The organism is Actinoplanes sp. NPDC049548 (assembly GCF_040676695.1).
Classification (GTDB): Bacteria; Actinomycetota; Actinomycetes; order Mycobacteriales; family Micromonosporaceae; genus Actinoplanes.
On record NZ_JBFAPM010000001.1, the window covers coordinates 141,302 to 167,226 of the forward strand.

29 protein-coding genes are annotated in these 25,925 nt (G+C 71.0%); 24 read left to right on the top strand and 5 right to left on the bottom strand.

Going from position 1 to position 25,925, the window contains the following annotated elements:
• Positions 1 to 300: 300 nt before the first annotated feature.
• Both AB0J80_RS00640 and AB0J80_RS00645 read right to left on the bottom strand, forming a co-directional pair.
• Positions 301 to 663 (bottom strand): hypothetical protein, encoded by a 363-nt coding sequence (locus AB0J80_RS00640; protein WP_071805424.1) that lies wholly within the window; start codon positions 661 to 663, stop codon positions 301 to 303.
• Between the two features lie 13 nt (positions 664 to 676).
• Positions 677 to 973: a hypothetical protein gene (locus tag AB0J80_RS00645; protein ID WP_364698797.1), complete on the bottom strand. Its 297-nt coding sequence runs from the start codon at positions 971 to 973 to the stop codon at positions 677 to 679.
• 393 nt (positions 974 to 1,366) lie between these two features.
• Between AB0J80_RS00645 and folP the strand changes: the two genes are divergently transcribed.
• The 7 genes from folP to AB0J80_RS00680 all read left to right on the top strand — a co-directional run bounded on the left by folP (position 1,367) and on the right by AB0J80_RS00680 (position 5,755).
• Positions 1,367 to 2,182 (top strand): dihydropteroate synthase, encoded by an 816-nt coding sequence (gene folP, locus AB0J80_RS00650; RefSeq protein ID WP_364700116.1) that lies wholly within the window; start codon positions 1,367 to 1,369, stop codon positions 2,180 to 2,182.
• Positions 2,179 to 2,538 carry a dihydroneopterin aldolase gene (gene folB, locus AB0J80_RS00655; protein ID WP_364698799.1) on the top strand — a complete coding sequence of 120 codons (360 nt, stop codon included), beginning with the start codon at positions 2,179 to 2,181 and terminating at the stop codon, positions 2,536 to 2,538. The genes folP and folB overlap by 4 nt, the downstream gene beginning before the upstream one ends.
• Positions 2,535 to 3,062 (top strand): 2-amino-4-hydroxy-6-hydroxymethyldihydropteridine diphosphokinase, encoded by a 528-nt coding sequence (gene folK / locus AB0J80_RS00660; protein WP_364698801.1) that lies wholly within the window; start codon positions 2,535 to 2,537, stop codon positions 3,060 to 3,062. Before folB ends, folK begins: the two co-directional genes overlap by 4 nt.
• 35 nt (positions 3,063 to 3,097) lie before the next feature.
• Positions 3,098 to 3,577, top strand: a complete 480-nt coding sequence (locus AB0J80_RS00665; protein ID WP_364700118.1) for a DUF3180 domain-containing protein — start codon at positions 3,098 to 3,100, stop codon at positions 3,575 to 3,577.
• 77 nt (positions 3,578 to 3,654) lie between these two features.
• On the top strand, positions 3,655 to 4,896 hold the full coding sequence (locus AB0J80_RS00670) for an ABC transporter permease (RefSeq protein ID WP_364698803.1): 1,242 nt from the start codon (positions 3,655 to 3,657) through the stop codon (positions 4,894 to 4,896).
• Between the two features lie 30 nt (positions 4,897 to 4,926).
• Positions 4,927 to 5,211: a hypothetical protein gene (locus tag AB0J80_RS00675; protein WP_364698805.1), complete on the top strand. Its 285-nt coding sequence runs from the start codon at positions 4,927 to 4,929 to the stop codon at positions 5,209 to 5,211.
• A gap of 52 nt (positions 5,212 to 5,263) precedes the next feature.
• Positions 5,264 to 5,755 carry a hypothetical protein gene (locus AB0J80_RS00680; protein ID WP_364698807.1) on the top strand — a complete coding sequence of 164 codons (492 nt, stop codon included), beginning with the start codon at positions 5,264 to 5,266 and terminating at the stop codon, positions 5,753 to 5,755.
• A 9-nt stretch (positions 5,756 to 5,764) separates the two neighbouring features.
• Here the strand turns inward: AB0J80_RS00680 and AB0J80_RS00685 are convergent, their stop codons facing one another.
• On the bottom strand, positions 5,765 to 6,778 hold the full coding sequence (locus AB0J80_RS00685; protein WP_364698809.1) for an ABC transporter ATP-binding protein: 1,014 nt from the start codon (positions 6,776 to 6,778) through the stop codon (positions 5,765 to 5,767).
• A 2-nt stretch (positions 6,779 to 6,780) separates the two neighbouring features.
• On the opposite strand from AB0J80_RS00685, the gene AB0J80_RS00690 reads away from it, so the two are divergent.
• From AB0J80_RS00690 to AB0J80_RS00705, 4 genes are all read left to right on the top strand, one after another.
• A complete protein-coding gene (locus tag AB0J80_RS00690; RefSeq protein WP_364698811.1) occupies positions 6,781 to 7,500 on the top strand; it encodes an ABC transporter permease subunit in 720 nt (239 codons plus the stop codon).
• Positions 7,497 to 8,213, top strand: a complete 717-nt coding sequence (locus tag AB0J80_RS00695) for an ABC transporter permease subunit (protein WP_364698813.1) — start codon at positions 7,497 to 7,499, stop codon at positions 8,211 to 8,213. The genes AB0J80_RS00690 and AB0J80_RS00695 overlap by 4 nt, the downstream gene beginning before the upstream one ends.
• Positions 8,214 to 8,432: 219 nt before the next feature.
• Positions 8,433 to 9,431, top strand: a complete 999-nt coding sequence (locus AB0J80_RS00700) for a glycine betaine ABC transporter substrate-binding protein (RefSeq protein WP_364698815.1) — start codon at positions 8,433 to 8,435, stop codon at positions 9,429 to 9,431.
• Between the two features lie 204 nt (positions 9,432 to 9,635).
• A complete protein-coding gene (locus AB0J80_RS00705; RefSeq protein ID WP_364698817.1) occupies positions 9,636 to 10,586 on the top strand; it encodes a hypothetical protein in 951 nt (316 codons plus the stop codon).
• A gap of 4 nt (positions 10,587 to 10,590) precedes the next feature.
• Here the strand turns inward: AB0J80_RS00705 and AB0J80_RS00710 are convergent, their stop codons facing one another.
• Together AB0J80_RS00710 and AB0J80_RS00715 are read right to left on the bottom strand one after the other, a co-directional pair.
• Entirely contained in the window at positions 10,591 to 11,715 is a 1,125-nt protein-coding gene (locus tag AB0J80_RS00710) for an NADH-quinone oxidoreductase subunit D (RefSeq protein WP_364700120.1), read from the bottom strand.
• Between the two features lie 21 nt (positions 11,716 to 11,736).
• Positions 11,737 to 12,702 (bottom strand): SAM-dependent methyltransferase, encoded by a 966-nt coding sequence (locus tag AB0J80_RS00715; protein WP_364700122.1) that lies wholly within the window; start codon positions 12,700 to 12,702, stop codon positions 11,737 to 11,739.
• Between the two features lie 146 nt (positions 12,703 to 12,848).
• Here AB0J80_RS00715 and AB0J80_RS00720 point away from each other — a divergent pair, with 146 nt between their 5' ends.
• The 13 genes from AB0J80_RS00720 (at position 12,849) to AB0J80_RS00780 (ending at position 25,899) form a co-directional block, all read left to right on the top strand.
• Positions 12,849 to 13,730, top strand: coding sequence for a Rossmann-like and DUF2520 domain-containing protein (locus tag AB0J80_RS00720; RefSeq protein ID WP_364698819.1), 882 nt, complete (start codon positions 12,849 to 12,851; stop codon positions 13,728 to 13,730).
• On the top strand, positions 13,727 to 14,560 hold the full coding sequence (gene panC, locus AB0J80_RS00725) for a pantoate--beta-alanine ligase (RefSeq protein ID WP_364698821.1): 834 nt from the start codon (positions 13,727 to 13,729) through the stop codon (positions 14,558 to 14,560). Before AB0J80_RS00720 ends, panC begins: the two co-directional genes overlap by 4 nt.
• Positions 14,560 to 14,988 (top strand): aspartate 1-decarboxylase, encoded by a 429-nt coding sequence (gene panD, locus AB0J80_RS00730; protein ID WP_364698823.1) that lies wholly within the window; start codon positions 14,560 to 14,562, stop codon positions 14,986 to 14,988. The genes panC and panD overlap by 1 nt, the downstream gene beginning before the upstream one ends.
• 324 nt (positions 14,989 to 15,312) lie before the next feature.
• Positions 15,313 to 16,194: a septum formation family protein gene (locus tag AB0J80_RS00735; protein ID WP_364698825.1), complete on the top strand. Its 882-nt coding sequence runs from the start codon at positions 15,313 to 15,315 to the stop codon at positions 16,192 to 16,194.
• A 62-nt stretch (positions 16,195 to 16,256) separates the two neighbouring features.
• Positions 16,257 to 17,903, top strand: coding sequence for an L-aspartate oxidase (locus tag AB0J80_RS00740; RefSeq protein ID WP_364698827.1), 1,647 nt, complete (start codon positions 16,257 to 16,259; stop codon positions 17,901 to 17,903).
• 257 nt (positions 17,904 to 18,160) lie between these two features.
• A complete protein-coding gene (nadC, locus tag AB0J80_RS00745; RefSeq protein ID WP_364698829.1) occupies positions 18,161 to 19,015 on the top strand; it encodes a carboxylating nicotinate-nucleotide diphosphorylase in 855 nt (284 codons plus the stop codon).
• 254 nt (positions 19,016 to 19,269) lie between these two features.
• On the top strand, positions 19,270 to 20,031 hold the full coding sequence (locus AB0J80_RS00750) for a type III pantothenate kinase (protein ID WP_364700124.1): 762 nt from the start codon (positions 19,270 to 19,272) through the stop codon (positions 20,029 to 20,031).
• A 656-nt stretch (positions 20,032 to 20,687) separates the two neighbouring features.
• Positions 20,688 to 21,041 (top strand): Lsr2 family protein, encoded by a 354-nt coding sequence (locus tag AB0J80_RS00755; protein ID WP_199510239.1) that lies wholly within the window; start codon positions 20,688 to 20,690, stop codon positions 21,039 to 21,041.
• Positions 21,042 to 21,506: 465 nt separating this feature from the next.
• A complete protein-coding gene (locus AB0J80_RS00760; protein WP_364698831.1) occupies positions 21,507 to 24,029 on the top strand; it encodes an ATP-dependent Clp protease ATP-binding subunit in 2,523 nt (840 codons plus the stop codon).
• Between the two features lie 10 nt (positions 24,030 to 24,039).
• A complete protein-coding gene (locus AB0J80_RS00765) occupies positions 24,040 to 24,567 on the top strand; it encodes a diadenosine tetraphosphate hydrolase (protein ID WP_364698833.1) in 528 nt (175 codons plus the stop codon).
• Between the two features lie 10 nt (positions 24,568 to 24,577).
• A complete protein-coding gene (locus AB0J80_RS00770; protein ID WP_364698835.1) occupies positions 24,578 to 25,132 on the top strand; it encodes a DUF4291 domain-containing protein in 555 nt (184 codons plus the stop codon).
• A 66-nt stretch (positions 25,133 to 25,198) separates the two neighbouring features.
• Positions 25,199 to 25,603 carry a VOC family protein gene (locus AB0J80_RS00775; RefSeq protein ID WP_364698837.1) on the top strand — a complete coding sequence of 135 codons (405 nt, stop codon included), beginning with the start codon at positions 25,199 to 25,201 and terminating at the stop codon, positions 25,601 to 25,603.
• Positions 25,600 to 25,899, top strand: coding sequence for a helix-turn-helix domain-containing protein (locus tag AB0J80_RS00780; RefSeq protein WP_364698839.1), 300 nt, complete (start codon positions 25,600 to 25,602; stop codon positions 25,897 to 25,899). Before AB0J80_RS00775 ends, AB0J80_RS00780 begins: the two co-directional genes overlap by 4 nt.
• Positions 25,900 to 25,925 lie beyond the last annotated feature (26 nt).

A 25,925-nucleotide genomic window follows, 5' to 3' on the forward strand; every position in this document is an offset into this window, starting at 1 on the left:
TGCCGCGGCGCGGTGCCGCTGAACAGGTCGAGGAACGGCGAGTCGATGTCCATCGGGTCGACCGGTGGTGGGGTGCCGTTGGTGCGGGGGCGTACCGGTTGGGGGGCCTGGAAGACGGCTACGGCGCCGTGTCCGGGCCCCGCGACCTGCTCCGGGAAGTCCTCCGGAGCGTAGTCGTTTGGTCGCGCACCGTTACTTTGCCTGCCCTGGGGGGACGACTCCGCGCGGGACTGCCCGGGCGGTGGGGAAGCGGTCATGCGACGGCCCCGTTCGGGCTGGCAGCGAGAGTGGCGTAACTGGTCATACCAACTCCTCCCGGACCCGGATGCGCGTGGCGACAAGTCGCGGGTCCCGCTGCTCGACGGCCGGCTCGCGGGTGCGCTTCCAGTCGGTGAGTGCGGTGCGGATGACCATCCGGGCCGGCCGGTCGGGGTCGACGTGCCGGAAGACGTAGGACGTCGTCACCATGGCCAGGGCGATCTCCCAGGCGGGGAAGGCGTCGAACTCCCAGGTGATCAGATAGTGCAGGAACACGAAGACCGGAACGAGGACGACGAACATCCCGTACTGCGCGTACGGCAGGTGCATGGGCAGGGTGTATCCGGGCGGGCCGAGGTAGACCAGGCGGGCCCGGTAGATGTCGTCGTCGGTGCGCAGCCGCATGGGAGCTCGGGTCTCAGCTGAAGATGAGGTCGATGAGGTAGTCGCCGACGAAGAACAGCGTCGCGGCTCCGGCGATGAACGCGAGGCCGACGATGGCGATCGCGCTGCTGGTCAGCACCTTGGAGATCTCGCCGCGGCTGGCCCGGCCGATGAAGATGATGCCGAGCACGGCCAGCAGGATCGGGGCGATGTTGCTGGCGAAGAAGGTGACGACGCCTTCGGTGTTGATGCCCTTGGGCTCCGGTGCGGCAAGGGTGGCGCCATGCTGCATTGCCGTCGCGACTTGCGCGGCGAGCTCTGTGGCGATCATTGGTAAACCTCCCGGGTGCCCGGCGTGAGGGCGCCGGCCACGCTGCAGTTGTGAAGCCTGACGGCAACGCCCATATGGTGCTACTTCCCGCTCACCGCGTCGAGTGCGCGGTCACGATCCTGATGGGCTCCGCTGTCCTACCCACGCCCGTCTGCTCTCTTCGGTTCAATAATGATGCCTAGCTCCGAAGCGTACGGGCCGTACTTCTTACCTACAAGCTGACTGATTCGTTACCCAAGGTAAACACGTGACTGAACTTGAGTCATTCCCGATCGTACACGTGTACTAATGACCTCGGCCCGGTACCGTCTTCCCGTGAGTGAGCCGACCGGTAGCGCAACGACCCGGCAGGGCGCGGGCGACCTGCTGCTTCATCAAGATCACCCGGTCGTGATGGGGGTGCTGAACGTCACGCCGGACTCGTTCTCCGACGGCGGTAGGTATGCCGATCTTGATGCGGCCGTCGCTCACGGCGTCGCCCTGCATCGCCAGGGTGCCGACCTCGTCGACGTCGGCGGTGAATCCACCCGTCCGGGCGCCGACCGGGTGGACGCGCCCACCGAGACCGCCCGGGTCCTTCCGGTCATCCGCGAGCTCGCGGCGGCGGGCGTGCCGCTCAGCATCGACACCACCCGGGCAGCGGTGGCCGCCGCGGCGCTCGAGGCGGGCGCGACCGTGGTCAACGACGTGTCCGGCGGCCTGGCCGACCCCGGTATGGCCGCGGTGGTGGCGGACGCCGGCTGCCCCTGGGTGTTGATGCACTGGCGTGGGCACTCCCGGCGCATGCAGGATCTCGCCGTCTACCAGGACGTCGTCGCCGAGGTCCGCGACGAGCTGCGGCAGCGGGTGGACGAGGCGGTCGCCGCCGGCGTCGACCCGACGCGGATCGTCCTGGATCCCGGCCTGGGCTTCGCCAAGCGCGCGGAGCACAACTGGGCTTTGAGCGCCCACCTGGACGAGCTGGTCGCCCTGGGCCACCCGGTGCTGTTCGCCGCGTCCCGCAAGACCTACCTCGGCCGGCTGCTGGCGGACGCCGACGGCGAGCCGCGCCCGGTCGACGGCCGTGAGGCTGCCACGATCGCGACATCCGTCCTGGCCGTGGCCGCCGGGGCCTGGGGCGTCCGGGTCCACGACGTCCGGGCCACCACCGACGCACTCGCCGTGTGGCGGGCCACCGGAAGTCCACACCTGCGAAAGGCACAGCCATGAGTGACCGGATATCGCTGAGCGGCCTTCGGGTACGCGGCAACCACGGCGTCTTCGACTTCGAGCGGCGCGACGGCCAGGACTTCGTGGTCGACGTGGAGCTCGAGATCGACCTCGCCAAGGCGGCGGCCAGCGACCACATCAACGACACCGTCCACTACGGCGAGCTGGCCGGCCGCCTGGTCGAGGTCGTGGCGGGCGAGCCCGTCAACCTGATCGAGACGCTGGCCGACCGGCTCGCCGTGGTGTGCCTCGACGACGACCGGGTCCACGCCGCCACGGTCACCGTGCACAAGCCGCAGGCGCCCATCCCGCACGAGTTCGCGGACGTGGCCGTCACCCTCCGGCGGACCCGGTGACCCGGGCCGTCCTGTCGGTCGGCAGCAACCTCGACGACAGGTACGCGTACCTGAGAGGTGCCGTCGAGGGGCTGGGCGACAGCGTGGTGCTGGTCTCCGGCGTGTACGAGACCCCGCCCTGGGGGGACACCGAGCAGCCCGCGTACCTGAATGCGATCGTGCTGGCGGCCGACCCGGCGGTGGACCACCGGGCCTGGCTGGACCGGGTCCGGAATCTGGAGACGACCGCCGGCCGGGTTCGTGACCCGGAACGCCGGTTCGGCCCGCGCACGCTCGACGTCGACGTCATCGCCGTCTGGCAGGACGACGGCACGCCCGTGACCAGCGACGATCCGGAGCTGATCCTGCCGCACCCGCGCGCGCACGAGCGGGCGTTCGTGCTGAAGCCGTGGCTCGACATCCAGCCGTACGCGCAGCTCCCCGGCCACGGGTGGGTGACCGACCTGCTGAACCTGCCGCAGCTCGCCGCCGACGCGCAGGCGATCAGCCCGCGCCCCGACCTGACGTTAGAGTCTCAGGAGTGAGCAGCAACCCCGGCGGTGCCGGCCACGACCCGTCGATGCGGCCGACCAGCCTCTCGGCGCTGGCCGTCGCCGCTCTCGCGTCGGCCGCGGCCGGCTGGCTCCTCCTCAGCTCGTTCTACGCACGGTGGCCGCGGCTGCCCTGGCTGCCGATCATCGTGCTCGCCGCGCTGGCGATCGCCGAGGCCTTCCTCGCGCAGAACACGATCGCGCGGATCCAGCGCAGACCCGGCGCGCCCCGGGTCGACCCGCTGGCGGTCGCCCGCTACGCCGTGCTCGCCAAGGCGTCCTCGCTGGCCGGTGCGATCTTCGCCGGGTTCTCGGCGGGCCTGCTCGCGTGGCTGGCGCTCGAACCCACGAAGGCGGCCACCGACGACGTGCCGGCCGCGATCGGCGGCGTCGTGGCGTCCCTCGCGCTCGTCGGGGCGGCGCTGTGGCTGGAGCGCGCGTGCCGGGTGCCCGAGGAGCCGGATCAGAAGAACGGCGACGACCCGGGCCGGCGCGCCGGTCGTCCCTGATTCTGCGGCCCGTTCGGCTCTTGAACCGTAGCCCCCTCGCTTCCGTATGCTGAGCCGCGGCGGAGGAGGTGGACGAGATGGCCTACGACGAGACCACATACCGTCGCAACGCCGGCGACAACCAGACTTCCGCCGACCCCTCGGCCTACCGGACGGGCTCCGCTTCCACCGACTTCCGCGGCCGGCGGCGTGACACGGACCTGGCGGATTCGGGCGTACGGCTGACCGAGCCGGTGACCGACGGGCCGCGCCGCGACTGGGACGACGCGCGGGACCGGCTGGGCGTGCACATCGGCTGGGAGATCGTGCTGCTGCTGGCCGTGGCGGCGGTCGCCTACCTGCTGTATCGCCTCGATCCCGCCTCCCTGCGCCGGCCGGCCCTGGACACTCTGCTCATCTCGGGCGCCGCGACCGGGCTGCTGGCGCTCGGGGCGGGGCTGACGCTGCGTGCCGGCGTACCGAATCTCGCTGTCGGCCCGATCGCTCTGGCCGCGTCGCTGCACTTCGCCGAGAACGGTGACGAGGGTCTGGTCCGCGCCGCCGTGCCGGCGCTGGCGATCGCCGCCGCCGGGGGACTGATGGCCGCGGTGCTCGTGCTGGTGCTGCACGTGCCGGGGTGGGCGACGTCGCTGGCCGCCGCGATGGGTGTCATCGTGTACGACCAGCTGCGCACCGGGCCGGTCGCCGTGCAGGGCGACTACGACCCCTCCGACCACGCGTTCTACCTCTTCGGTGGCTTCGCGCTGCTGGCCGTGATCGGCGGCGCGCTGGGCACCGTCACGTCGATCCGGCGCTCGCTCGGCAGGATGCGCCCGGTGGGCGACCCGGCGGCCCGGCCCGGCGCGGGGGCGGTGTTCCCCGTGCTTGCGGCGCTGGTGGTGTCGTCGGTCTTCGCCGTCGGCGCCGGCATCCTCATGGCCGCGAAGTCGACCGTCCCGATCCTGCCCGGGACCGGCCTCGAGTGGACCGGCATCGCGTTCGGTGCGGCGCTGCTGGCGGGCACCAGCGCGTACGGCCGCCGCGGTGGCATCTTCGGCACGCTGCTCGCGGTGGCCGGACTGACGCTGTTCCTCGACTACGCGGACCGGCGCAACTTCGACATCGCCCTGTTCGCGATCGGTGCCGCCACGATCGGCGCCGGGCTGCTGGTGACCCGGCTGATCGAGACGTACGGGCGGCCGCTGCCGATCCTCGGTGTCGACGACGACTGGACCGGTGGCTCCCAGGGCGACGTGCCGGAGTCGTGGTCCCCGTCGACGACCTCGTCGGGCCGCTCGTCCGTCCAGTGGGATCTCGGCCCCTGGGGCAGCGGGCGCTGAGGCGTACGGCCGCCGCCCTATGCTGACGGCATGACCGATGCGACCTTCGCCGAGCTGGACGCCCTGACCACCGAGGAGCTGCGCGAGCGCGCCTTCGCCCGGGCCCGGGAGCGCCGCGACCTCGGCTTCTTCTGGTCGGTGTTCAAGCACCTGCCCGACTCGGACGAGGCCGCCACGCTCGACGGCGCACCCAACACCGTCGGCCCCACGGTCGACGAAGCGGTGGCGTTGTGGCGTGAATTGACCGGACATGGGTACGGGGAGCAGGAGCCGTTGCTTCGGGCCGCCTTCATCGACTACCTGCAGAAGCACTAGCCCATCCATGCCCTTCGTTTGAAAGTGATCGCCCGCTGGGAAATAGCGGGCCATGGCTCTCACCAATCGCTACAAGACCGCGCCGGGTGCGGGCACGCTCGCCGCACTCATCCTGGTCCTGGTCTTCGGCAGCCCCTGGTATGCCGACTGGGCCGCGGACAACACCGATCCGGACACCGCCGGAGGCTGGTGGCTGCGCCTGCTCGCGTGGCCGCACTGGCGCTTCGACTCCGACGACTCGCTGCGCTCGATCATCATCGCCGACCTCAAGGCGATCCTGGTCGTGGTGCTGACCCTGCTCTTCCTCTACCTGCTGCCCGGGTCCCAGCTGGCCCGGGCGCGCGGCACGATCAGCCAGTTCTTCGCGGGCTGGGCGTCGTACATCTTCGCCGGTGGTTTCGCCGCGCTGCTCACCACGCTGTTCCTGGCGAACCCGTCACTGCTCGGAGCGTTCCGTGCGGCGGGCGACGGCGCCACCTACGGGCTGTTCGTCGGCTGGATCATCGGCATCGCCACCCTCGGCGGCCGCCGAGGGACCCGCTAGCGGCCGGTGTCACGCTGGTGCCGGCGCTTCCTTGTTCGGTACGTCGAAGAGCGCCGAGCGTGACACCGCCCCCACGGGGGTCCCGTCCTCCATCGCCACCACGTTCAGCGCGTCGCTGGTGAGCATCGCCGAGAGGGCGTCGTAGAGGCTGCCGTCCGCGTCGACGGTCGGCAGCCGCTCGATCTCCTCGATCTGGCCGATCGGGCGCATCGCGTCGCGCACCTTGGTGACCGCCAGCCGCCGGATGCCCCGGTCGTTGCCCACGAAGCGGCTGACCTCCTCGGACGCCGGCTCGCTGAGCAGCTCGGCCGGGCCGGCGTACTGCATCAGCCGCCCGCCCTCGCCGAGCACCGCGATGCGGTCGCCGAGCCGTACCGCTTCGTCGATGTCGTGGGTGACCAGCACGATGGTCTTGCGGACCGTGGCCTGCAGCCGCAGGAACTCCTCCTGCAGGCGGCCCCGGACGATCGGGTCGACCGCGGAGAACGGCTCGTCCATCAGCAGCACCAGCGGATCCGCGGCCAGGGCACGCGCCACGCCCACCCGCTGCCGCTGGCCGCCGGAGAGCTCGTGCGGATAGCGGCCCGCGTACCGTTTCGGGTCGAGACCGACGAGGTCGAGCAGCTCCTCGGCGCGCGCCTTGATCTTCTTGCGGTCCCAGCCGAGCAGCCGCGGGACCGTGCCGACGTTGGTGCGGATCGTCTGGTGCGGGAAGAGTCCCACGTTCTGGATCACGTAGCCGATGTGCCGGCGCAGCTCGACCGGGTCCCGCCGGGTGATGTCCTCACCGTCGATCAGGATCCGGCCCTTCGACGGCTCGATGAGCCTGTTGAGCATGCGCAGCACCGTCGATTTCCCGCAGCCCGACGGGCCGATGAGGACGGCCAGCTCACCCGCGGCGACCTCGAGGCTGATGTCGCCGACGGCCACGGTGCCGTCGGGGTAGACCTTGCCCACGTTCTCGAGCGTGATCGACGCCGCGGTCCGGCCAGCGCCGGAGTCGTTGATCGCGGTAGCGTCCACGTATGTCCTTCCTGTCGAGGGCCCCGGCGCCTGCGTGGCCCCTGGCCGCCCCCGCTGACGGGCCGGGAAATCCGTGGTTCTCCTGGCGCTATGTCCACGACAACGCTGACGAGATCCTGTCGGCGCTGCAGTTCCACGCCGGTCTTACCGCGCGCGCAGTCGTCATCGCCTTGGTCGTCGCCCTGCCGCTCGCGGTCGTCGCCTACTGGTGGCGACCGCTGACCGGCCCGATTCTTGCACTCTCCGGCGTCCTGTACACGATTCCGTCGCTGGCGCTTCTCGCCCTCGTCGCCCCGGCCGTGGGCACCACGAGCGATACGTCGGTCTTGATCGCCTTGGTCCTGTACGCGCTGCTGGTCCTGGTCCGCAACTCCCTCGCCGGCCTCACCCAGGTCCCGGGCGAGGTCCGGGACGCGGCGGCGGGCATGGGGTACGGCCGGGTCGGAAGGCTGCTGCGCATCGAGCTGCCGCTGGCGCTGCCCGGCATCCTCACCGGCCTGCGCCTCGCCACGGTGTCCACGGTCGCCCTGGTCACGGTCGGCTCGCTGATCGGCAAGGGCGGCCTGGGCGAGATGATCCTCGGCGGGTTCCGCAACAACTTCTACAAGGCCGAGATCATGACCGGCACGATCCTGTGCGTCGGGCTCGCCCTCGTCCTCGACCTCGTCCTGGCCGGCGTGGGCCGGCTGCTCACGCCCTGGACCCGGGAGCGCCGCTCGTGAACTACTTCCGCGAGGGCTTCATCTGGCTGAACGACCCGCTGAACTGGACCAACCCCGGCGGCCTGCTGGACCGGCTGGAGGAGCACCTGGTCATCAGTTTGTGGGCGGTGCTGCTGGGCTGCGCGATCGGCTGGCCCCTGGGCATCTGGCTCGGCCACCGGGGCAGGGGCGGCGGCGCGGTCATCACCTTCGCCAACCTCACCCTGGCCATCCCGACCCTGGCGCTGCTGACCATCCTGCCGCTGACCCCGCTGGGCTTCGGCAAGCCGCCGGTCGTCGTGGCGCTCGCGGTGTTCGCCGTGCCGCCGCTGCTGGCCAACGCGTACACGGGGTTGCGGCAGATCGACCCGGAGACGCGCGACGCGGCCAAGGGGATGGGCCTGTCGGGCGGTCAGCTGCTGCGGCAGGTGGAGCTGCCGCTCTCGGTGCCCTATCTCGCGGCCGGTCTGCGTACGGCGGCGGTGCAGGTCGTCGCCACGGCGGCGCTGGCGGCGTTCGTCAACGGCGGCGGCCTCGGCGAGATCATCGCGGCGGGCTTCGGCATCGGCATGAGCAACGGCGGCGGCGGGCAGATCGTGGCCGGCGGCATCGCGGTCGCCCTGCTGGCTCTTCTCGTCGAGGCGTTGCTGGCCGGCGTGCAGCGGCTGGTGACCCCGCAGGCCCTCCGAGGCCGGCAGCGCCGTCGTCCCACCGCCGCGGCGCCCGCGGGGTGAACTCCGGGGCATTCCCGATATCTCGTGAGTCATGCGTTTTCCTATATAACGAATGGGCAACGTAGGACCGTCGGCGGCATAGGTTGTCGTACCCCCCGGTTATCAACGGGGGTGCGGCCCTTTCCCGGGCAGCACGACAATGCGGGCATCGGATCTTCGACTGCCCGTCGGACACGCGGCGCGGCCCTCCGGTCGTGCCGGGACACAGAAGGCGGCAGTATGCGTCGACACCTGCTCCTGACGGCCGGCACTCTCATGACCGCCGCCGTCATCCTGACCGGCTGCGGCGAGTCCGGATCGTCCGGCACCGCGGCCCCGCCCAGCTCCGCCTCCGGCGCCGGCTGCGCCCCCGTGGCGGGCGACACGCTCGTCGTCCTCACCGACGACAAGCAGCTGCAGAACACCGACAACGTCATCCCGGCGATCAACAAGAAGTCCTCGTCGCCGCAGCTCATCGCCGCGCTGGACAAGGTCTCCGCGGCCCTCGACACCACCAAGCTCATCGAGCTGAACAAGGCGGTCGACATCGACCGCAAGTCGTCCAAGGCGGCGGCGCAGGACTTCGCCACGGCCAACAACCTGACCGCCGGCATCCAGAAGGGCCCGGGCGGTGCCATCACCGTCGGCGCCGCCAACTTCGCCGAGAACGCGACGCTGGGCGAGCTCTACAACATCGTGCTGACCGCCGCGGGCTACCAGGTGAAGGTCCAGCAGATCGGCAACCGCGAGCTGTACGAGCCGGCCCTCGAGAAGGGCGACATCGACGTCGTACCGGAGTATGCGGCCACCCTCGCCACCTTCCTGTCCGGCAAGGTCGACGGCAAGGATGCCAAGGACCCGTCCTCGCCGGACCTGAACACGACGGTGGCGAACCTGAAGACCCTCGGCGAGAAGTCCGGCCTCGTGTTCGGCACGCCGTCGGCGGCCCAGGACCAGAACGCCTTCGCCACCACCGAGGCGTTCGCGACCAAGTACGGCGTCAAGTCGCTCTCCGACCTCGCCGCCAAGTGCTCGGGCGCGGCGACGGTGCTCGGCGGCCCGCCGGAGTGCCCGCAGCGGCCGAAGTGCCAGCAGGGCCTCGTCGAGACGTACAAGTTCCAGGCGGGCAAGTTCAGCTCGCTGGACGCGGGCGGTCCGCTGACGAAGACCGGGTTGAAGCAGGGCACGATCAGCGTCGGCCTGGTGTTCAGCTCGGACGGTGCACTGGCGGCCGGCTGAGCCACGATTCCCGCCCGCCGGGCCCGCGGTCCGGCGGGCGGGAGCACTCACCCGGACGGGTGCAGTGACCTGATTTCCGAGGCTCGCAACCGCCGCGGTACCTGGCTTCACCTGCTGATACATCGTGGACAGCGGCCGGGGGCAGCGGTCCGCCGAATTCTGCCCGTTTCGGCACGGCTGCCACTCTGGGTAGCATCTGCGACCATGTCTGAGCGGGACCCCGATGAGCAGCCGAGCGCCCGTCTCCTGCGCGCGCTGATCTGGGGCGGTGTGGGCCTGGCCCCGGTCGCGGCCATCTCCGTGCTGGTGGGCGGCGGCACCGGGTCGATCCGGTTCGCCGTGCTGCTGATCGCGGTCTGTGTCGTGCTCCTCGGCGCCTCCCTGCTGATCCGCAACGACCCGGTTCTGCTCAAGATGGACGTCGAGGACCGCGTCGGCGCCGAGGTGGACTCGCTGCGCGGCGAGCTGCGGGACGAGATCGCTGCCGCCGCTCGTGTGACCGGGCACCGGGTGCAGGTGCTGGAGGACGACGTGGCCCGCCTGCGGGGACCCGGTCCCACGCCTGCCGGCGCCGCCCGTCCGGCGGTCGCATCCGCATCCGTTCCGCCCGCGCCCCGGCCCGCCGTTGCTTCAGCCTCCGTGGCGCCCGCCGCCGTGGCCCCGGTCCCGGTCTCCGCGCAGCCGCGGACCCCCGCCTCCGGCTCGGCATCGGTGTCCGCGCCGGCGGCACCCCGGCAGCGCGCGGCCGCCTCGGTCCCGGCCACCGTCTATCACGGCGGCGGCACGACGGAGCCGCCGCGCCGGTCCCGGCGGCACGCCGCGCCCGACACCGGCACGGACCTCGCCCGTTTCGGCGCCGGCGGACCCGGGCCGGACGACTGGTCCTCCGCCTCGGCCTGGCTGAACTCGGCACCGGCCGACGACGCCGACTGGTCGCTGCCGGAAAGCGGCGGCTCCCCGTCGAGCTGGGCCGATCCGGAGCCGAGCCCGCCCTACGGGCTGAGCACGGGACCGATCGACCCGCCCGCCGGCGACTACACCAGCGGCTTCACGTCGTCCGGCAGCTACGACTACGGCGCCGACGCGGGCTACGGCTACGGCCGGGTGTACGGCAACGACGACAACCGCTACGGAGACGGCCACCGCCGCTGGTGACGGGCTACTTGTCGATGTCGCCGACGACGAAGAACATCGAGCCCAGGATCGCGATCAGGTCCGGCACCAGGCATCCCGGGATCAGCGTCGCCAGGGCCTGGACGTTCGCGTACGACGCCGTCCGCAGCTTGAGCCGCCACGGGGTCTTCTCGCCGCGGGACACCAGGTAGTACCCGTTGATGCCGAGCGGGTTCTCGGTCCACGCGTACGTGTGCCCCTCGGGAGCCTTGACCACCTTGGGCAGCCGCACGTTGACCGGCCCGCCGATCCGGTCCACCCGGTCCAGGCACTCCTCGGCCAGGTTCAGCGACACGTACGCCTGCTCGAGCAGCACCTCGAACCGCGAGTGGCAGTCACCGGCCGTCCGGGTCACCACGGGCACGTCGAGCTGGTCGTACGCCAGATAGGGCTCGTCGCGCCGCAGGTCCATGTCGAGGCCACTCGCGCGGGCCACCGGTCCGGACGCGCCGTACGCCGCCGCCTGCTCGGCGGTGAGGACGCCGACCCCGACCGTACGGGCGAGAAAGATGTCGTTCCTGCGGATCAGGTTGTCGATGTCGGGCATCCGGCGCCGGACCAGCGCGATGGCCTCGCGGGCCCGGCGCGTCCAGCCGGCCGGGACCTCCTCCTTGAGCCCGCCGACGCGGTTGAACATGTAGTGGATGCGGCCGCCGGAGACCTCCTCCATGACCGCCTGCAGGGTCTCCCGCTCCCGGAAGGCGTAAAACATCGGCGTGATCGCGCCGATCTCCAGCGGGTAGGACCCCAGGAACATCAGGTGGTTGAGCACGCGGTTGAGCTCGGCGAGCGCCATCCGCAGCCACGTCGCCCGCTCCGGCACCTCGATGCCCATGAGCCGCTCGACGGCCAGCACGACGCCGAGCTCGTTGGAGAACGCGGACAGCCAGTCGTGCCGGTTCGCCAGCACGATGATCTGCCGGTAGTCGCGGACCTCGAAGAGCTTCTCGGCGCCGCGGTGCATGTAGCCGACGATCGGCTCGCACGCGACGACGCGCTCCCCGTCCAGGGTCAGCTTGAGCCGCAGCACGCCGTGCGTCGACGGGTGCTGCGGGCCGATGTTGAGCACCATGTCGGCGGTGTCGAGCCCGGCGCCGGTCCCGACGGTCATCTCCCGCAAGTCGCTCACGGCTCACATGCTCCCACGAAGCTCGATCCCGACCTCGTGCAGCAGCCACCAGTGCCCGCCGAGCCCGGCCACGTCGGTCAGCTCCGCCGCCGCCCCCGCGGTCCCCAGCGCCCGCAGATAGCCCGCCGGGTCCGTGCGGGCAAGATCCAACGGTGGCCGGCCGCCGTCGACACCCAGGGCTCGCAGCGCCGCCCGCTGTGTGATGATCCGGTACGGCGTACCGCCCGCCACCGCCGCCGCGTCCAGAGCGACGTGCGCGGTCACATCACAACTGCCATCCGGTACGGGCAGGACCTGCCGCCCGCCGCGATAACCCGTGAGCGTGCCCAGGGCGGGGCGGGCGCTGCGCAGATGCCCGTAGTCGATCGCCAGCGCGCAGCCCCGGCGTACCGAGGCGACGGCTTCGGCCCACGCCACGTCGCGGGGCCAGCCGATCTCGACGCGGTCGCCCAGCCCGGCACCGGGCCACCAGCGGGCGAGCCAGAACCGGTCGGCGGGGTCCACGTCCGCGCCGAGCGACTCCGTGCCGGTCGCCGGGTCCACGAGCACCCGCCGGGCCCGGCCCGCGGGGTCGATCTCCGCGACGTCGAGCGGCACGTTGTCGAGCCACTCGGTGGCCAGCAGGACGCCCACGATGCCCGGGGGAATGGTCCGCCGCCAGCCGATCGTGCCGGGCAGCCCCGCGGGGCGGGGCGCGACCTCGACGCCGGTGAGGTGGAGCCGGTCCGCCAGCGGGGTGCCCGCGGCGGAGGCGGCCAGGGCCGCCAGCAGCTCGCCGCGGCCTGCCCCCACGTCCACGACCTGCAGGGTGCGCGGGCTGCCGAGCCGGGCGTCCACCTGCTCGACGAGGCGCAGCAGGGCGCAGGCGAAGAGCGGGGAGGCGTGGACGCTGGTCCGGAAATGGTCCGCCGGGCCGCCGCTCGCGGCATTGGTGAAGAACCCCGCGGGGCCGTACAGGGCGTGATGCATGGCGGCCCGCCAACCCAGCTTCGTCACACGAGCCAATCTAGGCCCCGCGCGGCGGTGCAGTTGTTCACACGCTCTTGTCACGGGGCTGTTACACCGGCGCATACTTTCCTCGACCGGTACCCCTTCACGAGGACTGGATCTCGCATATGAGCGCAGTACCGCGCGCGTACCCGCTGGTTGTGGGCGTTGTGGGCGCGGGCCGGGTGGGTGCCGTCCTGGGCGCCGCCCTCGCCGCCGCCGGGCATGACGTCGTCGCCGCCGCGGCGGTCTCCAGCGCATCTCTCGACCGCGCCCGGCGCCTCCTGCCGCAGGCCGCGATCCTCCCGGCTGACGAGGTGGCCCGGGCCGCCACCGACCTCCTGCTCCTCGCCGTTCCGGACGACGCGCTCGGCGGCGTCGTGGCCGGGCTCGCCGCGACCGGATCGCTGTCCGCCCGTACGGTCGTAGCGCACACCTCCGGAGCCCACGGCCTCGCGATCCTGGGCGATGTCGACGGCCTCGCGCTGCACCCGGCGATGACCTTCACCGGCGCGGCGGGCGACCTGGACCGGCTGCCCGGCATCGCCTGGGGGGTGACCGCCCGCGACCGGGCGTTCGCCGCGCGCCTGGTCACCGACCTCGGCGGCGTGCCGGAGTGGGTCGCCGAGGACTCCCGGCCGCTCTACCACGCCGCCCTCGCACACGGCGCCAACCACCTGGTCACGCTCGTCAACGAGGCCGCCGACCTGCTGCGCGCCGCCGGGGTCGAGCAGCCCGGCGTGGTGCTGTCGCCGCTGCTGCACGCGGCCCTCGACAACGCGCTCGCGCTCGGCGATGCGGCCCTGACCGGCCCGGTGTCGCGGGGCGATGCGGGCACCGTACGCAAGCATCTCGACCGCCTGACGCCGGAGTCGGCGCCGGCCTACCTCGCTCTCGCCCGGCGGACCGCCGACCGGGCGATCGCCGCCGGACGCCTGCGCCCGCAGGACGCGGCGCTGCTGCTGGATGTTCTCGCCTCCGCTCACGCGACTGTTGGGAGCCCTTCATGACCGTTCTCGTCCACACCCGCGGCGAGCTGGCCGCGGCCCGCGCGGCCGCCACCGGCCGCGTAGCCGTCGTGATGACCATGGGTGCGCTGCACGAGGGGCACCGGCAGCTGATGCGCGAGGCCCGCGCGCAGTCGGACTACGTGATCGTCACGGTGTTCGTGAACCCGCTGCAGTTCGGCCCGAACGAGGACTTCGACAAGTACCCGCGCACGCTCGCGGCCGACGTCGACGCGTGCACGGCCGAGGGCGTCGACCTGGTCTTCGCCCCGGACCGCGACGAGATGTACCCGGGCGGCACGCCGTCGGTGACGCTCGCGGCCGGCCCGGTGGGCGAGATCCTCGAGGGTGCCAGCCGCCCGGGCCACTTCTCCGGCATGCTCACGGTGGTCGCCAAGCTGCTCCAGCTCACCCGCGCGGACGTGGCCTTCTTCGGCGAGAAGGACTACCAGCAGCTCGCCCTGATCAAGCGCATGGTCACCGATCTGGAGATCGGTACGCACATCATCGGCGTGCCGACCGTCCGCGAAGCCGACGGCCTGGCGCTGTCGAGCCGCAACCGCTACCTCTCGATCGAGCAGCGGCAGGCGGCGCTCGCCCTCTCGCACGCGCTCCGCGGGGGCGCCCTGCAGAACGACGGCACCCGCGTCCTGGAGGCGGCCAACAAGATCCTCGCCGATGAGCCCGGCGTGCAGGTCGACTACCTGGCGCTGACCGACCCGCTGCTCGGTCCCGCGCCGGCGAGCGGACCTGCCCGGCTGCTCGTGGCGGCCAAGGTCGGCACCACCCGCCTGATCGACAACGTACCGCTGTTCCTCGGAGAGGCCGCCTGATGCTGCGCACCATGCTCAAGTCCAAGATCCACCGCGCCACGGTGACGCAGGCCGACCTGCACTACGTCGGCTCGGTGACCGTGGACCTCGACCTGATGGAGGCTGCGGACCTGCTGCCCGGCGAGCAGGTCGCGATCGTGGACGTGACCAACGGCGCCCGCCTCGAGACGTACGTGATCCCGGGCGAGCGAGGCACCGGCGTGATCGGCATCAACGGCGCGGCGGCCCACCTCGTGCACCCGGGCGACCTGGTCATCCTCATCTCCTACGGCCAGATGGACTCGGCGGAGGCGCGCGCCTACCAGCCGCGGATCGTCCACGTGGACGCCGAGAACACGATCATCGAGCTGGGCGCCGACCCGGCGGCGGCGGTCGAGGGCATGGCCGGAGATCTGGTACGCGGAGACCTCACGCTCTCCGCCCCCTGAGCCGCCTCTCGGCCTGCTGAGCTGGCACTTCGCCCGCTGAGCTGGCTGTCGGCCTGCTGAACTGCGTCTTCGTCCGTCCGTCGCACCTCGGGCGGTCCCTTCCGTGCGCTGTCGGACCGTCCTTGCCCCTACCGCTCCTGGCTTGTTCCTGCCGGCCTTCTCCTGGGTTGCCGCTCCATCCGGCGTTCCGGGTCTCTCGAAGGCGCCGTGGCGGCCCTGTCGATTGCCATATGATCGACAAATCGGACATCAGGCTGCGGTCGGAGGGCTCGGTTGATGCGTCACTTCTCCCGGCGGCGGCGCCGGTGGGGCGTCGCTGCGGCCGTGAGCGTGTTGACGGCTGCCCTCCTCGCCGGCTGCGGCAACCCGGGCGGGGTGGACGGCGACCTGATGAACGGCTGGGCCGCGATCGGGGCGCCCACCGGCTTCACCCCCGTCCCGGCGACCTGTCACCTCGCCAACTTCTCCGCGTCCGGCTCGCGGGCGGCGTACGAGGAGGTCAACTGCGAGCTCAAGCACCGCACCGAGACCGTCTATGTGGGCAAGTACCCCAGCCCCGCCGCCGAGGCGACCGAGCCACCCGCCGCCGGGTCCGCCGGGGCGCGGGCGGCGTACCAGGTCTGCGACGCCAGGACGACCGCCTACGTCGGCGGGCCGTGGCGCACGGCGCGGCTCTGGATCGGAGTGACCCAGCCGACCCGGGCCGCCTGGACCGGAGGCGCGCGCTGGTACCGGTGCGAGGTGCTGGAGACCAGCTCGGTGGAGGACGACGGCGGACTCGTGCAGCGCGTCGGAAGCCTCCGGGACGCCCTGAAGGAGCCGAAGTCCGCGCTGCTGCTCACCTGCTACTCGGTGCAGCTGGACAAGAACGGCGAGATCGGCACGATGCCGGCCGCGCCCTGCGCCGCCGCGCACAACGCCGAGTTCGTCGGGGTCTGGGACGCCGGTGACCGGCCGTACCCCAAGACGTCCGAGCAGTGGGACCAGTTCCACGACGGCTGCCGCGGCCTGATCGCCTCGTACACCGGTGTGCCCGACGACGAGGACCTGCAGTACCGCGCCGGTGTGGTGTCGCTGCCGGGCGGGGAGGACGTGTGGCAGATGGGTGACCGGGGCGTGCGCTGCTATCTGTGGGTGAACACGAGCACCCTGAAGTCCTCCCTCAAGGGCAAGGGCAAAGACGCCCTTCCGGTCCAGTACCAGTAACCCTGGGCACTTCTTGGCGCCCCGGCCGTGATTTCGTCGTACCGGCGAGGTTGACTGAGCGCATGTCGCATCTCGCCGACCTTCCGGCGCTTCCCCGTCGCCTGGCCGCCGCCGAGCCGGGCTGGACCGAGTCCACCGACGTGCTGGTGGTCGGCTCGGGCGTGGCCGGCCTGACCGCCGCGCTGCACCTGCGCGAGCAGGGCCTGCACGTCACGGTGGTCACCAAGGTCAACATCAACGACGGGTCGACCCGCTGGGCCCAGGGCGGCATCGCGGCCGTGCTGGACCCGCTCGACACCCCCGAGGCGCACGCCTTCGACACCGAGATCGCCGGCGTGGGGCTCTGCGACCCGGCCGCGGTGCGCGTCCTGGTCGAGGAGGGCCCGGCCCGGATCCGGGAGCTCATGCGGATCGGCGCCGAGTTCGACCGCAACGCCGACGGGTCGCTGATGCTCACCCGCGAGGGCGGCCACCGCGCCGACCGCATCGTGCACGCGGGCGGTGACGCCACCGGTGCCGAGGTCCAACGTGCCCTGCACGCGGCGGTGCTCCGTGACCCGTGGATCCGCCTCGTCGAGCACGCGCTCGTGCTGGACCTCCTGCGCTCCGCCGACGGCCGGGCCTGCGGCCTCACCCTCCACGTCCTGGGCGAGGGCTCCGAGGACGGCGTCGGCGCGATCCTGGCCCGCGCGGTCGTGCTCGCCACCGGCGGCATGGGCCAGATCTTCGCGTCCACCACCAACCCGGCCGTCTCCACCGGCGACGGCGTAGCCCTCGCCCTGCGCGCCGGCGCAACCGTCACCGACGTGGAGTTCGTCCAGTTCCACCCCACCTCGTTCGTCACCGCGAGCGTCACCTCGGTGCAGCGGCCGCTGATCTCCGAGGCCCTCCGCGGCGAAGGCGCCCACCTCGTCGACGAGAACGGCAAGCGGTTCATGGTGGGCCAGCACGAGCTGGCCGAGCTGGCACCCCGCGACGTCGTCGCGAAGGGCATCCACCGGGTCCTCCGCGCCACCGGCGCCGACCACGTCTACCTCGACGCGCGCCACCTCGGCAAGGAATTCCTCGAGCAACGCTTCCCGACCATCGTCGCCTCCACCCGGTCGGCCGGCGTCGACCCGGCGACGGAGCTGATCCCGGTCGCCCCCGCCGCCCACTACGCCTCCGGCGGCGTCCGCACCGACCTGCACGGCCGCACCTCCATCCCGGGCCTGTACGCCTGCGGCGAGGTGGCCTGCACCGGCGTCCACGGCGCCAACCGCCTGGCCAGCAACTCGCTGCTGGAAGGCCTCGTCTTCTCCCGGCGCATCGCCGACGACATCGCCCGCGACCTGCCCCCGCAGTCCGACCCGGTCCCGGCCACCGGCGACCCGGGCTGGGTGGCCGCCCCCGCCATCCGCGGCGACCTCCAGCGCGCGATGACCCGCGGCGCGGGCGTGCTGCGCTCGGCGGACTCCCTCGCGGCCACGGCGAAGGAGCTCGCCCGCCTCGGCGAACAGCACGGCACCCCCCGCAACGCGGCCTGGGAAGCCACCAACCTCCTCACCGTGGCCACGGCCCTGGTCGCCTCGGCCCACGAACGCCGCGAAACCCGCGGCTGCCACTGGCGCGAGGACCACCCCAACGCCGCTGACGAATGGCGCGGCCACCTCCTCGACTCGATCGACCGCGAGGGCACCCTGACCCAGACGTTCGAGGAAATGGCATGACCGGCTCACCGGCCACCCCACCGCGGACGCCCTGATAGGCACCCGGATCCAGGATCTCGACGTTCTCAAGGGCGTGGCCGAACCGGCCGCGCCCTACGAGGTCCGGGTGCGGGCGGGGTCTCCCCGGGGTGGGGTCGGCCGGCTGAGTGGCTACGGGCCGGGGGCGCGGCCGCGTTCGAGTCGTGCGCCGGGGAGACTGTCGGCGTTGCAATGCGTGCTCCCCAGTCGAGGGGTGCCCATGTCGAGGAAGGCGCAGCATGAGTGAGGGACTGGACCTGGCCGAGGTCGAGCGGGTCGTCTACACGGCGCTGGCGGAGGACCTCGGTGACCCGCCGCGGGACGTCACCAGTGAGGCGACCATCCCCGCCGACCAGGTCGACACGGCCGAACTGGTGGCCCGTGCCGCCGGGGTGGTGGCCGGTCTGCCGGTCGCGGCCCAGGTCTTCGCGGCGACGTCGGGTGGCACCGCGACCTTCGACCAGCAGGTGGAGGAGGGTGCCCGGGTGGAGCGTGGTGACGTGCTCGCCGTGATCACCGGTCCGACGCGGGCGCTGCTGACCGCGGAGCGTACGGCCCTCAACCTGCTGTGCCGCCTGTCCGGGGTGGCGACGCACACCCGCAAGTGGGCCGATGAGCTCGCCGGCACCAAAGCCACCGTGCTCGACACCCGCAAGACGACTCCGGGCCTGCGCGTCCTCGAGAAGTACGCCGTCCGGGTCGGCGGGGGCACCAACAAGCGCATGGGCCTCTACGACGTCGCCATGATCAAGGACAACCACAAGCTTGCCGCGGGGAGCATCACGGCGGCCTACCGGCTGGTCCGCGAACGGTTCCCGGACGTGGCGGTGCAGGTCGAGGTGACCACCCTGGCCGAGGCGGAAGAGGCGGTCGAGGCGGGCGCCGGCTTCCTGCTCTGCGACAACATGTCGCCGGAACTGCTCCGCTCGGTCGTGGAACGGGTCGGCGACCGTACCGAGCTGGAGGCCACCGGCAACCTGACGCTGGCGACGGTGGGCGCCTACGCCGCCACGGGGGTGGACTACCTCTCGGTGGGCGGGCTGACCCACTCGTCGCCGATCCTCGACATCGCCTTGGACCTGCACGTCGCCTGAACGCCGGCCGGACGGTCGGTGCGTGGGAGGCCGGGATACCGCGCTGCCGCCGGATCCTCAGGATGGTCGCCCTGGCCGACGGCGAAGCAAGGCCCGAGGCGTGTGGGCCGTGGGCCGCTCCTCCGCCTCCGCACGAAGCGGGGGCCCGGCAGGGAGGCCATGTTTCCCCTGGCTGGGGTCCCCTGTGCGGGTGGGGGACGGTGTTGCGGTTGTGGGCGCCAACGCCCGTACCTTTGACCGTTAAGGTTTTGATCGTGCTTCTCTGCATCGACATCGGCAACACCAACACCGTCCTGGCGACGTTCGACGGCGACAAGATCGTGCACAGCTGGCGGATCAAGACCGATGCCCGGTCGACCGCCGATGAGCTGGGGCTCATGTTCCGGGGGCTGCTTGCCGGCGACGCCGTGGAGATCAGTGGGGTGGCTGCCTGCTCCACCGTGCCGGCCGCGTTGCGGTCGTTGCGCACGATGCTGGGGCGCTATTACGGGGATCTGCCGAACGTGATCGTGGAGCCCGGCGTGAAGACCGGGGTGCAGCTCGCCATCGACAACCCCAAGGAGGTCGGCGCCGACCGGGTGGTCAACACCCTGGCCGCGCATGCCCTGTACGGGGGGCCGTCGATCGTCGTGGACTTCGGGACCACCACGAATTTCGACGTGATCAGTGCCAAGGGGGAGTTCCTGGGTGGGGCTTTCGCGCCCGGGATCGAGATCTCGTTCGACGCGCTGGCAGCCCGGGCCGCTCAGTTGCGCAAGGTGGAACCCGCCAAGCCGCGGTCGGTCATCGGCAAGAACACGGTCGAGTGTCTGCAGTCCGGGCTCTATTTCGGGGTGGCCGGGCAGGTGGACCGCATCGTGGAGCTGATGGCCGCCGAATTGGGCGGGGTGCGTTCGGTCATCGCCACCGGGGGGCTGGCCTGGCTGGTGAAGGACGAGTGCCGGACCATCACCGCGCACGAGCCGATGATCACCCTGATCGGGCTGCGCATGGTCTATGAGCGGAATGTCGGCTGACCGCCGGTTGGGGCCGCGATAAGGTGCAACGTCCGGATCGGCGGGGCAGGCCTGCGCTCCGGCCTCCCTTAATTGCCCGCGATAAACGCCGTTTGTGACTCACAGCAACGCGGCGGGCACAGATCTCTATCGAGGTATGGTGCCGGGGCGTTTTTGCCGTCGGCCCGGCGTCGGTGGGACATCGCGACAGGCCCGGCCGATCATCACAATGCGGCTTCGATATTTTCGCCCTACGGCGGCTCCTGGCCGCCTGGCCCGTGCGACGGGCCGGTCCGGCGAGGGGGAAGGCCCGGCCGCGCACCCCGGAAAGGGTCCTTTTCTGATCGGTACGCTCCGTGACTCCAGCGGATCGACGTGGCTGAGTCGCAGGTGCAGGCCCGGCCGTGTTCGCGAAGTGTTTACGGTGGTCGGCCGGGCCGCGCGATCGCTGATCCGCGCGCCTGCGAATGCCGTGCGCGATGGCCGCTCCTGAATGGGAATCGCCCGGTCGCGGGCGCTGCCGCGGCACCGCATTCGCCGAAACGCCGCGTTGTCGCGTTGGTGCGTGCAGAAGTCGATATCAAGGCCCGCATTGACGGATCACGCGGGGATAGCGTTATTGTTCTCCGCAGGGGATTGTCTGACGAGAGAACCTGTGTTCGGGAGGATAACGGCGCGTGGCCAAGCAGATCATTCACAAGCTGGTCGACGACCTCGACGGTGGTGATGCCGACGAGACCGTCAAGTTCGCCCTCGACGGCATTCAGTATGAGATCGACCTGTCCGACAAGAACGCGGCGAAATTGCGCGACGTCTTCGCGCCGTACGTCGCCGCCGGGTCGAAGGTCGCCCGCGGCGGGGTGGTCGTGGGCGGTCGGGCGGCCCGGGGCCGGGGCGGTGCCACCGCCGACCGGGAGCAGAACAAGGCCATCCGGGAGTGGGCCAAGAAGAACGGCAAGGAGATCTCCGACCGGGGTCGCATCCCCCAGGAGATCGTGGACGAGTTCCACGCCAAGGGGCCCGGTCGCTGACGTTCCCGGCGCGGGAACCGGCTGCTGACGTCCCCTGCGGGGGACCTGCCGCCCTGATTCCCTCCACCGGGCGGCCGGTTGCCGAGCCGAACACTTTCCACAGGGTCCGTAGCGCTCAGGCGCTGCGGACCCTGCTGCTTTTCCCGCGTTCTCCCGCCCGGCATGCGTAAGTTATCCACAGGAGTGGACGGCGTTGTCCACAGGCTGTGGACGGGTTCGCGGCCGGGATCGTTGCGTCCGGGATTTCGCTGTCCGCGTACTCCGCAGGGGTGGGGAACAGCCGTTGAGCGTGCGAAGTTGGGGGAATCATCGGCGCAGGACGTCCCGAGAGGGCTCGAGGGCCCAGCAGAGTCACCCGGCGGCGATAGAGTTACAGCACGGGTATCACCGATGCCCGTGCGCTGGCCCCGCCAGCTGTTGAGACAGGCTCAGCATTGGCGCACGGCACGTGAGGAGCACGAGGGCATGTTCGAGCGGTTCACCGACCGAGCGCGACGGGTTGTCGTCCTGGCCCAAGAAGAGGCCCGGATGCTCAACCACAACTACATCGGGACAGAGCACATCCTGCTCGGCCTGATCCACGAGGGCGAAGGTGTTGCCGCGAAGGCTCTGGAGAGCCTCGGCATCTCCCTCGAGGGGGTCCGGCAGCAGGTTGAGGAGATCATCGGCCAGGGTCAGCAGGCGCCGAGCGGACACATCCCGTTCACCCCGCGGGCCAAGAAGGTGCTGGAGCTCTCGCTGCGCGAGGCCTTGCAGCTCGGCCACAACTACATCGGCACGGAGCACATCCTGCTCGGGCTGATCCGTGAGGGCGAGGGCGTCGCCGCCCAGGTGCTGGTCAAGCTCGGCGCCGACCTCAACCGGGTCCGCCAGCAGGTCATCCAGCTGCTCTCGGGCTACCAGGGCAAGGAGCCGGCCGCTGCCGGTGCCGCGGCGGGCGAGGCCGCTCCTTCCACCTCCCTGGTGCTCGACCAGTTCGGTCGCAACCTGACCCAGGCCGCCCGCGAGGGCAAGCTCGACCCGGTCATCGGCCGGGAGAAGGAAATCGAGCGGGTCATGCAGGTGCTCTCCCGCCGCACCAAGAACAACCCGGTGCTGATCGGCGAGCCGGGCGTCGGCAAGACCGCGGTCGTCGAGGGGCTGTCGCAGTCCATCGTCAAGGGCGAGGTGCCCGAGACGCTGAAGGACAAGCAGCTCTACACGCTCGACCTGGGCGCGCTGGTCGCCGGTTCCCGCTACCGCGGTGACTTCGAGGAGCGCCTCAAGAAGGTGCTCAAGGAGATCCGCACCCGGGGCGACATCATCCTGTTCATCGACGAGATTCACACCCTGGTCGGCGCCGGCGCCGCCGAGGGTGCGATCGACGCCGCCTCGATTCTGAAGCCCATGCTCGCGCGTGGTGAGCTCCAGACGATCGGTGCGACGACCCTGGACGAGTACCGCAAGCACCTCGAGAAGGACGCCGCGCTCGAGCGCCGCTTCCAGCCGATCCAAGTGGGTGAGCCGTCGCTGGCGCACACCATCGAGATCCTCAAGGGCCTGCGCGACCGGTACGAGGCGCACCACCGGATCAGCATCACCGACGCCGCCCTGGTGGCCGCGGCGACGCTGGCCGACCGGTACATCTCGGACCGCTTCCTGCCGGACAAGGCCATCGACCTCATCGACGAGGCCGGCGCGCGGATGCGCATCCGCCGGATGACCGCGCCGCCGGACCTGCGCGACTTCGACGAGCGCATCGCCCAGGTCCGCCGCGACAAGGAGTCCGCGATCGACGCGCAGGACTTCGAGCGGGCCGCGCAGCTGCGCGACAAGGAGAAGCAGCTGCTGGGCCAGAAGGCGCAGCGGGAGAAGGAGTGGAAGGCCGGCGACCTCGACGTCGTGTCCGAGGTCGACGACGAGCAGATCGCCGAGGTCCTGGGCAACTGGACCGGCATCCCGGTCTACAAGCTCACCGAGGAGGAGACGTCCCGGCTGCTGCGCATGGAGGACGAGCTCCACAAGCGCGTCATCGGCCAGGAGGACGCGGTCAAGGCCGTCTCCAAGGCCATCCGGCGTACCCGCGCCGGCCTGAAGGACCCGAAGCGCCCCTCGGGCTCGTTCATCTTCGCCGGCCCGTCCGGTGTCGGTAAGACCGAGCTGTCCAAGGCGCTCGCGGAGTTCCTGTTCGGCTCCGAGGACGCGCTGATCCAGCTGGACATGTCCGAGTTCCACGACCGCTACACGGTGTCCCGCCTCGTCGGTGCGCCCCCCGGATACGTCGGCTACGACGAGGGTGGCCAGCTGACCGAGAAGGTCCGCCGCAAGCCGTTCTCCGTGGTCCTCTTCGACGAGATCGAGAAGGCCCACCCGGACGTCTTCAACACCCTCCTGCAGATCCTGGAGGACGGCCGCCTCACCGACGGTCAGGGGCGCATCGTGGACTTCAAGAACACGGTGATCATCCTGACCACCAACCTGGGCACGCGCGACGTGGCCAAGGCGGTGTCGCTGGGCTTCCAGGCCTCGGAGGCGGAGGAGTCCAACTACGAGCGGATGAAGGTCAAGGTCAACGACGAGCTGAAGCAGCACTTCCGCCCGGAGTTCCTCAACCGCATCGACGACACGATCGTCTTCCACCAGCTGCGCCAGAACGAGATCCTCGAGATCGTCGACATCTTCACCTCCCGGATCGAGACCCAGCTCAAGAACAAGGACATGGGCCTCGAGCTGACCGAGAACGCGAAGAAGTACCTGGCGAAGAAGGGCTTCGACCCCGTCCTGGGCGCCCGGCCGCTGCGCCGGACGATCCAGCGGGACCTCGAGGACACCCTCAGCGAGCAGATCCTCTTCAACGAGCTGCGCCCCGGCCAGATCGTCGTGGTGGACTGCGAGGGCGACCCCGAGAACACCGACAAGTCCAAGCTGGTCTTCAAGGGCGCCGACCGGGGATCCGTGGTCCCCGACGCCGTCCCGGCCGACCTCGGCGCGGCTGCGGCCGACGAGTAAGCCTCACGAAGTGCAGCAGAACGGCCCGGTGCATCAGCACCGGGCCGTTCCGCGTTCGGAGGATTGGCGTACGGATCGCATCGGCGCGGCGCACCGAGGGGAGAACCCCACGGTTCTGGCGCGGCTACCGGAAGGCTTCGCCGTCATCGGGGACGTGCAGTGGCTGCCGGGCTACTGCGTCCTGCTGACGGACGACCCCGGCGTCGAACGGCTCAGCGACCTGCCCCGGCCGCGCCGGCTGGCATTCCTCGACAGCATGGAGAGGCTGGGCGCTGCCGTCGAACAGGCCTGCGCGGAACAGGACTCCGCCTTCCGGCGGATCAACCTCGAGATCCTGGGCAACACCGACCCATACCTGCACGCGCACATCTGGCCACGGTACGAGTGGGAGCCGCCCGACCTCAGGCGCATGCCCGTGTGGCTGTACCCCCGGGAACGGTGGCAGGACCCCGCGCATGCGCTCAGCCCGGCGCACGACGGTCTCCGCGCGGCCATAACGGCGCGTATTTCGGTCGCCCGGAACAGCACCGATCGTTGATCATCAACGGATGGATGTTCCGTATCGGCAGATCCGTGCCGCGTACACCGACCGCACGATCACCGTCTACCAGGCGTACTCCGAGGCGATCGCCGGGCCGGCCGTGCGGGCGGGACGGTTCGTGGACCCGTTCAAGCGTGACCGGATGACGTGGGTCAAGCCGTCGTTCCTGTGGATGATGTACCGCTGCGGCTGGGCCACCAAGCCCGGCCAGGAACGCGTCCTCGCCGTCGAGATCACCCGCGAGGGCTTCGACTGGGCGGTCTCCCACGCCTGTCTCAGCCACTACGACCGGTCCACGGGCGAGAGCCGGGCGGAGTGGTCGCGGCGGTTGCGGCGCAGCCCCGTACGTGTGCAGTGGGATCCTGAGCGGTCCCTGCAGCTGACGCCGTTGCCGTATCGGTCGCTCCAGCTCGGGCTGAGCGGTGAGGCGGTCCAGCGGTACGTGGACGAGTGGACGGTGGCGATCACGGACGTGACCGCGCTGGCGCGGGGAATCGCCGCGAACCGTGATCCGGCATTGTTGCCGGTCGAGCGGCCGTATCCGGACCCGGTGCCGGCCTAGCATCCCGCAGCCCAGCGCCCCGCGCGCCCCTTGACGATCCACTTGCATTTTGCAAGTATGGGTCGCATGAGCCTCTTCATCACCTGCCCGGTCGAGAGCGTCGAGCGCGCAACCGCCTTCTACACCGCCCTCGGCTGGACCCTCAACACCGACATGTCCGACGACAACGTGTCGTGCTTCGCGATCGCGCCCGGGCAGTACGTCATGCTCGGCAGCCGCGAGATGTACGCGAGCGTCGGCGGAGTCGAAGAGTTGATCGGCGGACCTCAGACGCCCTCGAAGGTCACGGTCTCGTTCGACCTGGGCAGCCGCGAGGCGGTCGACGAGCTCGTCGACCGGGCCGGCGCCGCCGGCGGGCGGATCGGTGACACCGACGACTACCCCTTCATGTACCAGCGCCAGTTCGACGACCCCGACGGCTACCACTACTCACCGTTCTGGATGAAGGCGGACGCCGACCCGGCCACGTGAGCGACCTCGCCGCGGCCCTCGACATCGTCGGAGCACGGTGGGCCCTGCTCATCGTGGAGCGGCTGCTCGACGGGCCCCAACGCTACGGCGATCTGCAGCGCGACCTCGGCGTGCCGACGAACATCCTCGCGACACGCCTGCGAGAGCTCGAAGCGGCCGGCGTGCTGTTCCGCCTGCCCCTTCGACACAACACTCGGGCCTATGCGCTGACCGATCGCGGGCTCGCCTTGCGCGAGGCGATCGTCGCACTCGGCAACTGGGGCAAGAACGACGCCTGCGAAGCGTCTCTCGAATGAAAGCGGCTGGTGCCCGCAGGTAAGGG

Bases quoted from the DNA above. Each gene is read 5' to 3' on its own strand.
- AB0J80_RS00760 (WP_364698831.1), top strand. From the start codon at position 21,507: ATGTTCGAGCGGTTCACCGACCGAGCGCGACGGGTTGTCGTCCTGGCC.
- nadC (WP_364698829.1), top strand. From the start codon at position 18,161: ATGAGTGAGGGACTGGACCTGGCCGAGGTCGAGCGGGTCGTCTACACG.
- AB0J80_RS00710 (WP_364700120.1), bottom strand. From the start codon at position 11,715: ATGACCGTCGGGACCGGCGCCGGGCTCGACACCGCCGACATGGTGCTC.
- panD (WP_364698823.1), top strand. From the start codon at position 14,560: ATGCTGCGCACCATGCTCAAGTCCAAGATCCACCGCGCCACGGTGACG.
- AB0J80_RS00640 (WP_071805424.1), bottom strand. From the start codon at position 663: ATGCGGCTGCGCACCGACGACGACATCTACCGGGCCCGCCTGGTCTAC.
- AB0J80_RS00690 (WP_364698811.1), top strand. From the start codon at position 6,781: ATGTCCTTCCTGTCGAGGGCCCCGGCGCCTGCGTGGCCCCTGGCCGCC.
- AB0J80_RS00700 (WP_364698815.1), top strand. From the start codon at position 8,433: ATGCGTCGACACCTGCTCCTGACGGCCGGCACTCTCATGACCGCCGCC.
- AB0J80_RS00645 (WP_364698797.1), bottom strand. From the start codon at position 973: ATGATCGCCACAGAGCTCGCCGCGCAAGTCGCGACGGCAATGCAGCAT.
- AB0J80_RS00770 (WP_364698835.1), top strand. From the start codon at position 24,578: ATGGATGTTCCGTATCGGCAGATCCGTGCCGCGTACACCGACCGCACG.
- folB (WP_364698799.1), top strand. From the start codon at position 2,179: ATGAGTGACCGGATATCGCTGAGCGGCCTTCGGGTACGCGGCAACCAC.
- AB0J80_RS00705 (WP_364698817.1), top strand. From the start codon at position 9,636: ATGTCTGAGCGGGACCCCGATGAGCAGCCGAGCGCCCGTCTCCTGCGC.
- AB0J80_RS00715 (WP_364700122.1), bottom strand. From the start codon at position 12,702: ATGCATCACGCCCTGTACGGCCCCGCGGGGTTCTTCACCAATGCCGCG.
- AB0J80_RS00675 (WP_364698805.1), top strand. From the start codon at position 4,927: ATGACCGATGCGACCTTCGCCGAGCTGGACGCCCTGACCACCGAGGAG.
- AB0J80_RS00680 (WP_364698807.1), top strand. From the start codon at position 5,264: ATGGCTCTCACCAATCGCTACAAGACCGCGCCGGGTGCGGGCACGCTC.
- AB0J80_RS00775 (WP_364698837.1), top strand. From the start codon at position 25,199: ATGAGCCTCTTCATCACCTGCCCGGTCGAGAGCGTCGAGCGCGCAACC.
- AB0J80_RS00670 (WP_364698803.1), top strand. From the start codon at position 3,655: ATGGCCTACGACGAGACCACATACCGTCGCAACGCCGGCGACAACCAG.
- folP (WP_364700116.1), top strand. From the start codon at position 1,367: ATGGGGGTGCTGAACGTCACGCCGGACTCGTTCTCCGACGGCGGTAGG.
- AB0J80_RS00665 (WP_364700118.1), top strand. From the start codon at position 3,098: ATGCGGCCGACCAGCCTCTCGGCGCTGGCCGTCGCCGCTCTCGCGTCG.
- AB0J80_RS00720 (WP_364698819.1), top strand. From the start codon at position 12,849: ATGAGCGCAGTACCGCGCGCGTACCCGCTGGTTGTGGGCGTTGTGGGC.
- panC (WP_364698821.1), top strand. From the start codon at position 13,727: ATGACCGTTCTCGTCCACACCCGCGGCGAGCTGGCCGCGGCCCGCGCG.
- AB0J80_RS00740 (WP_364698827.1), top strand. From the start codon at position 16,257: ATGTCGCATCTCGCCGACCTTCCGGCGCTTCCCCGTCGCCTGGCCGCC.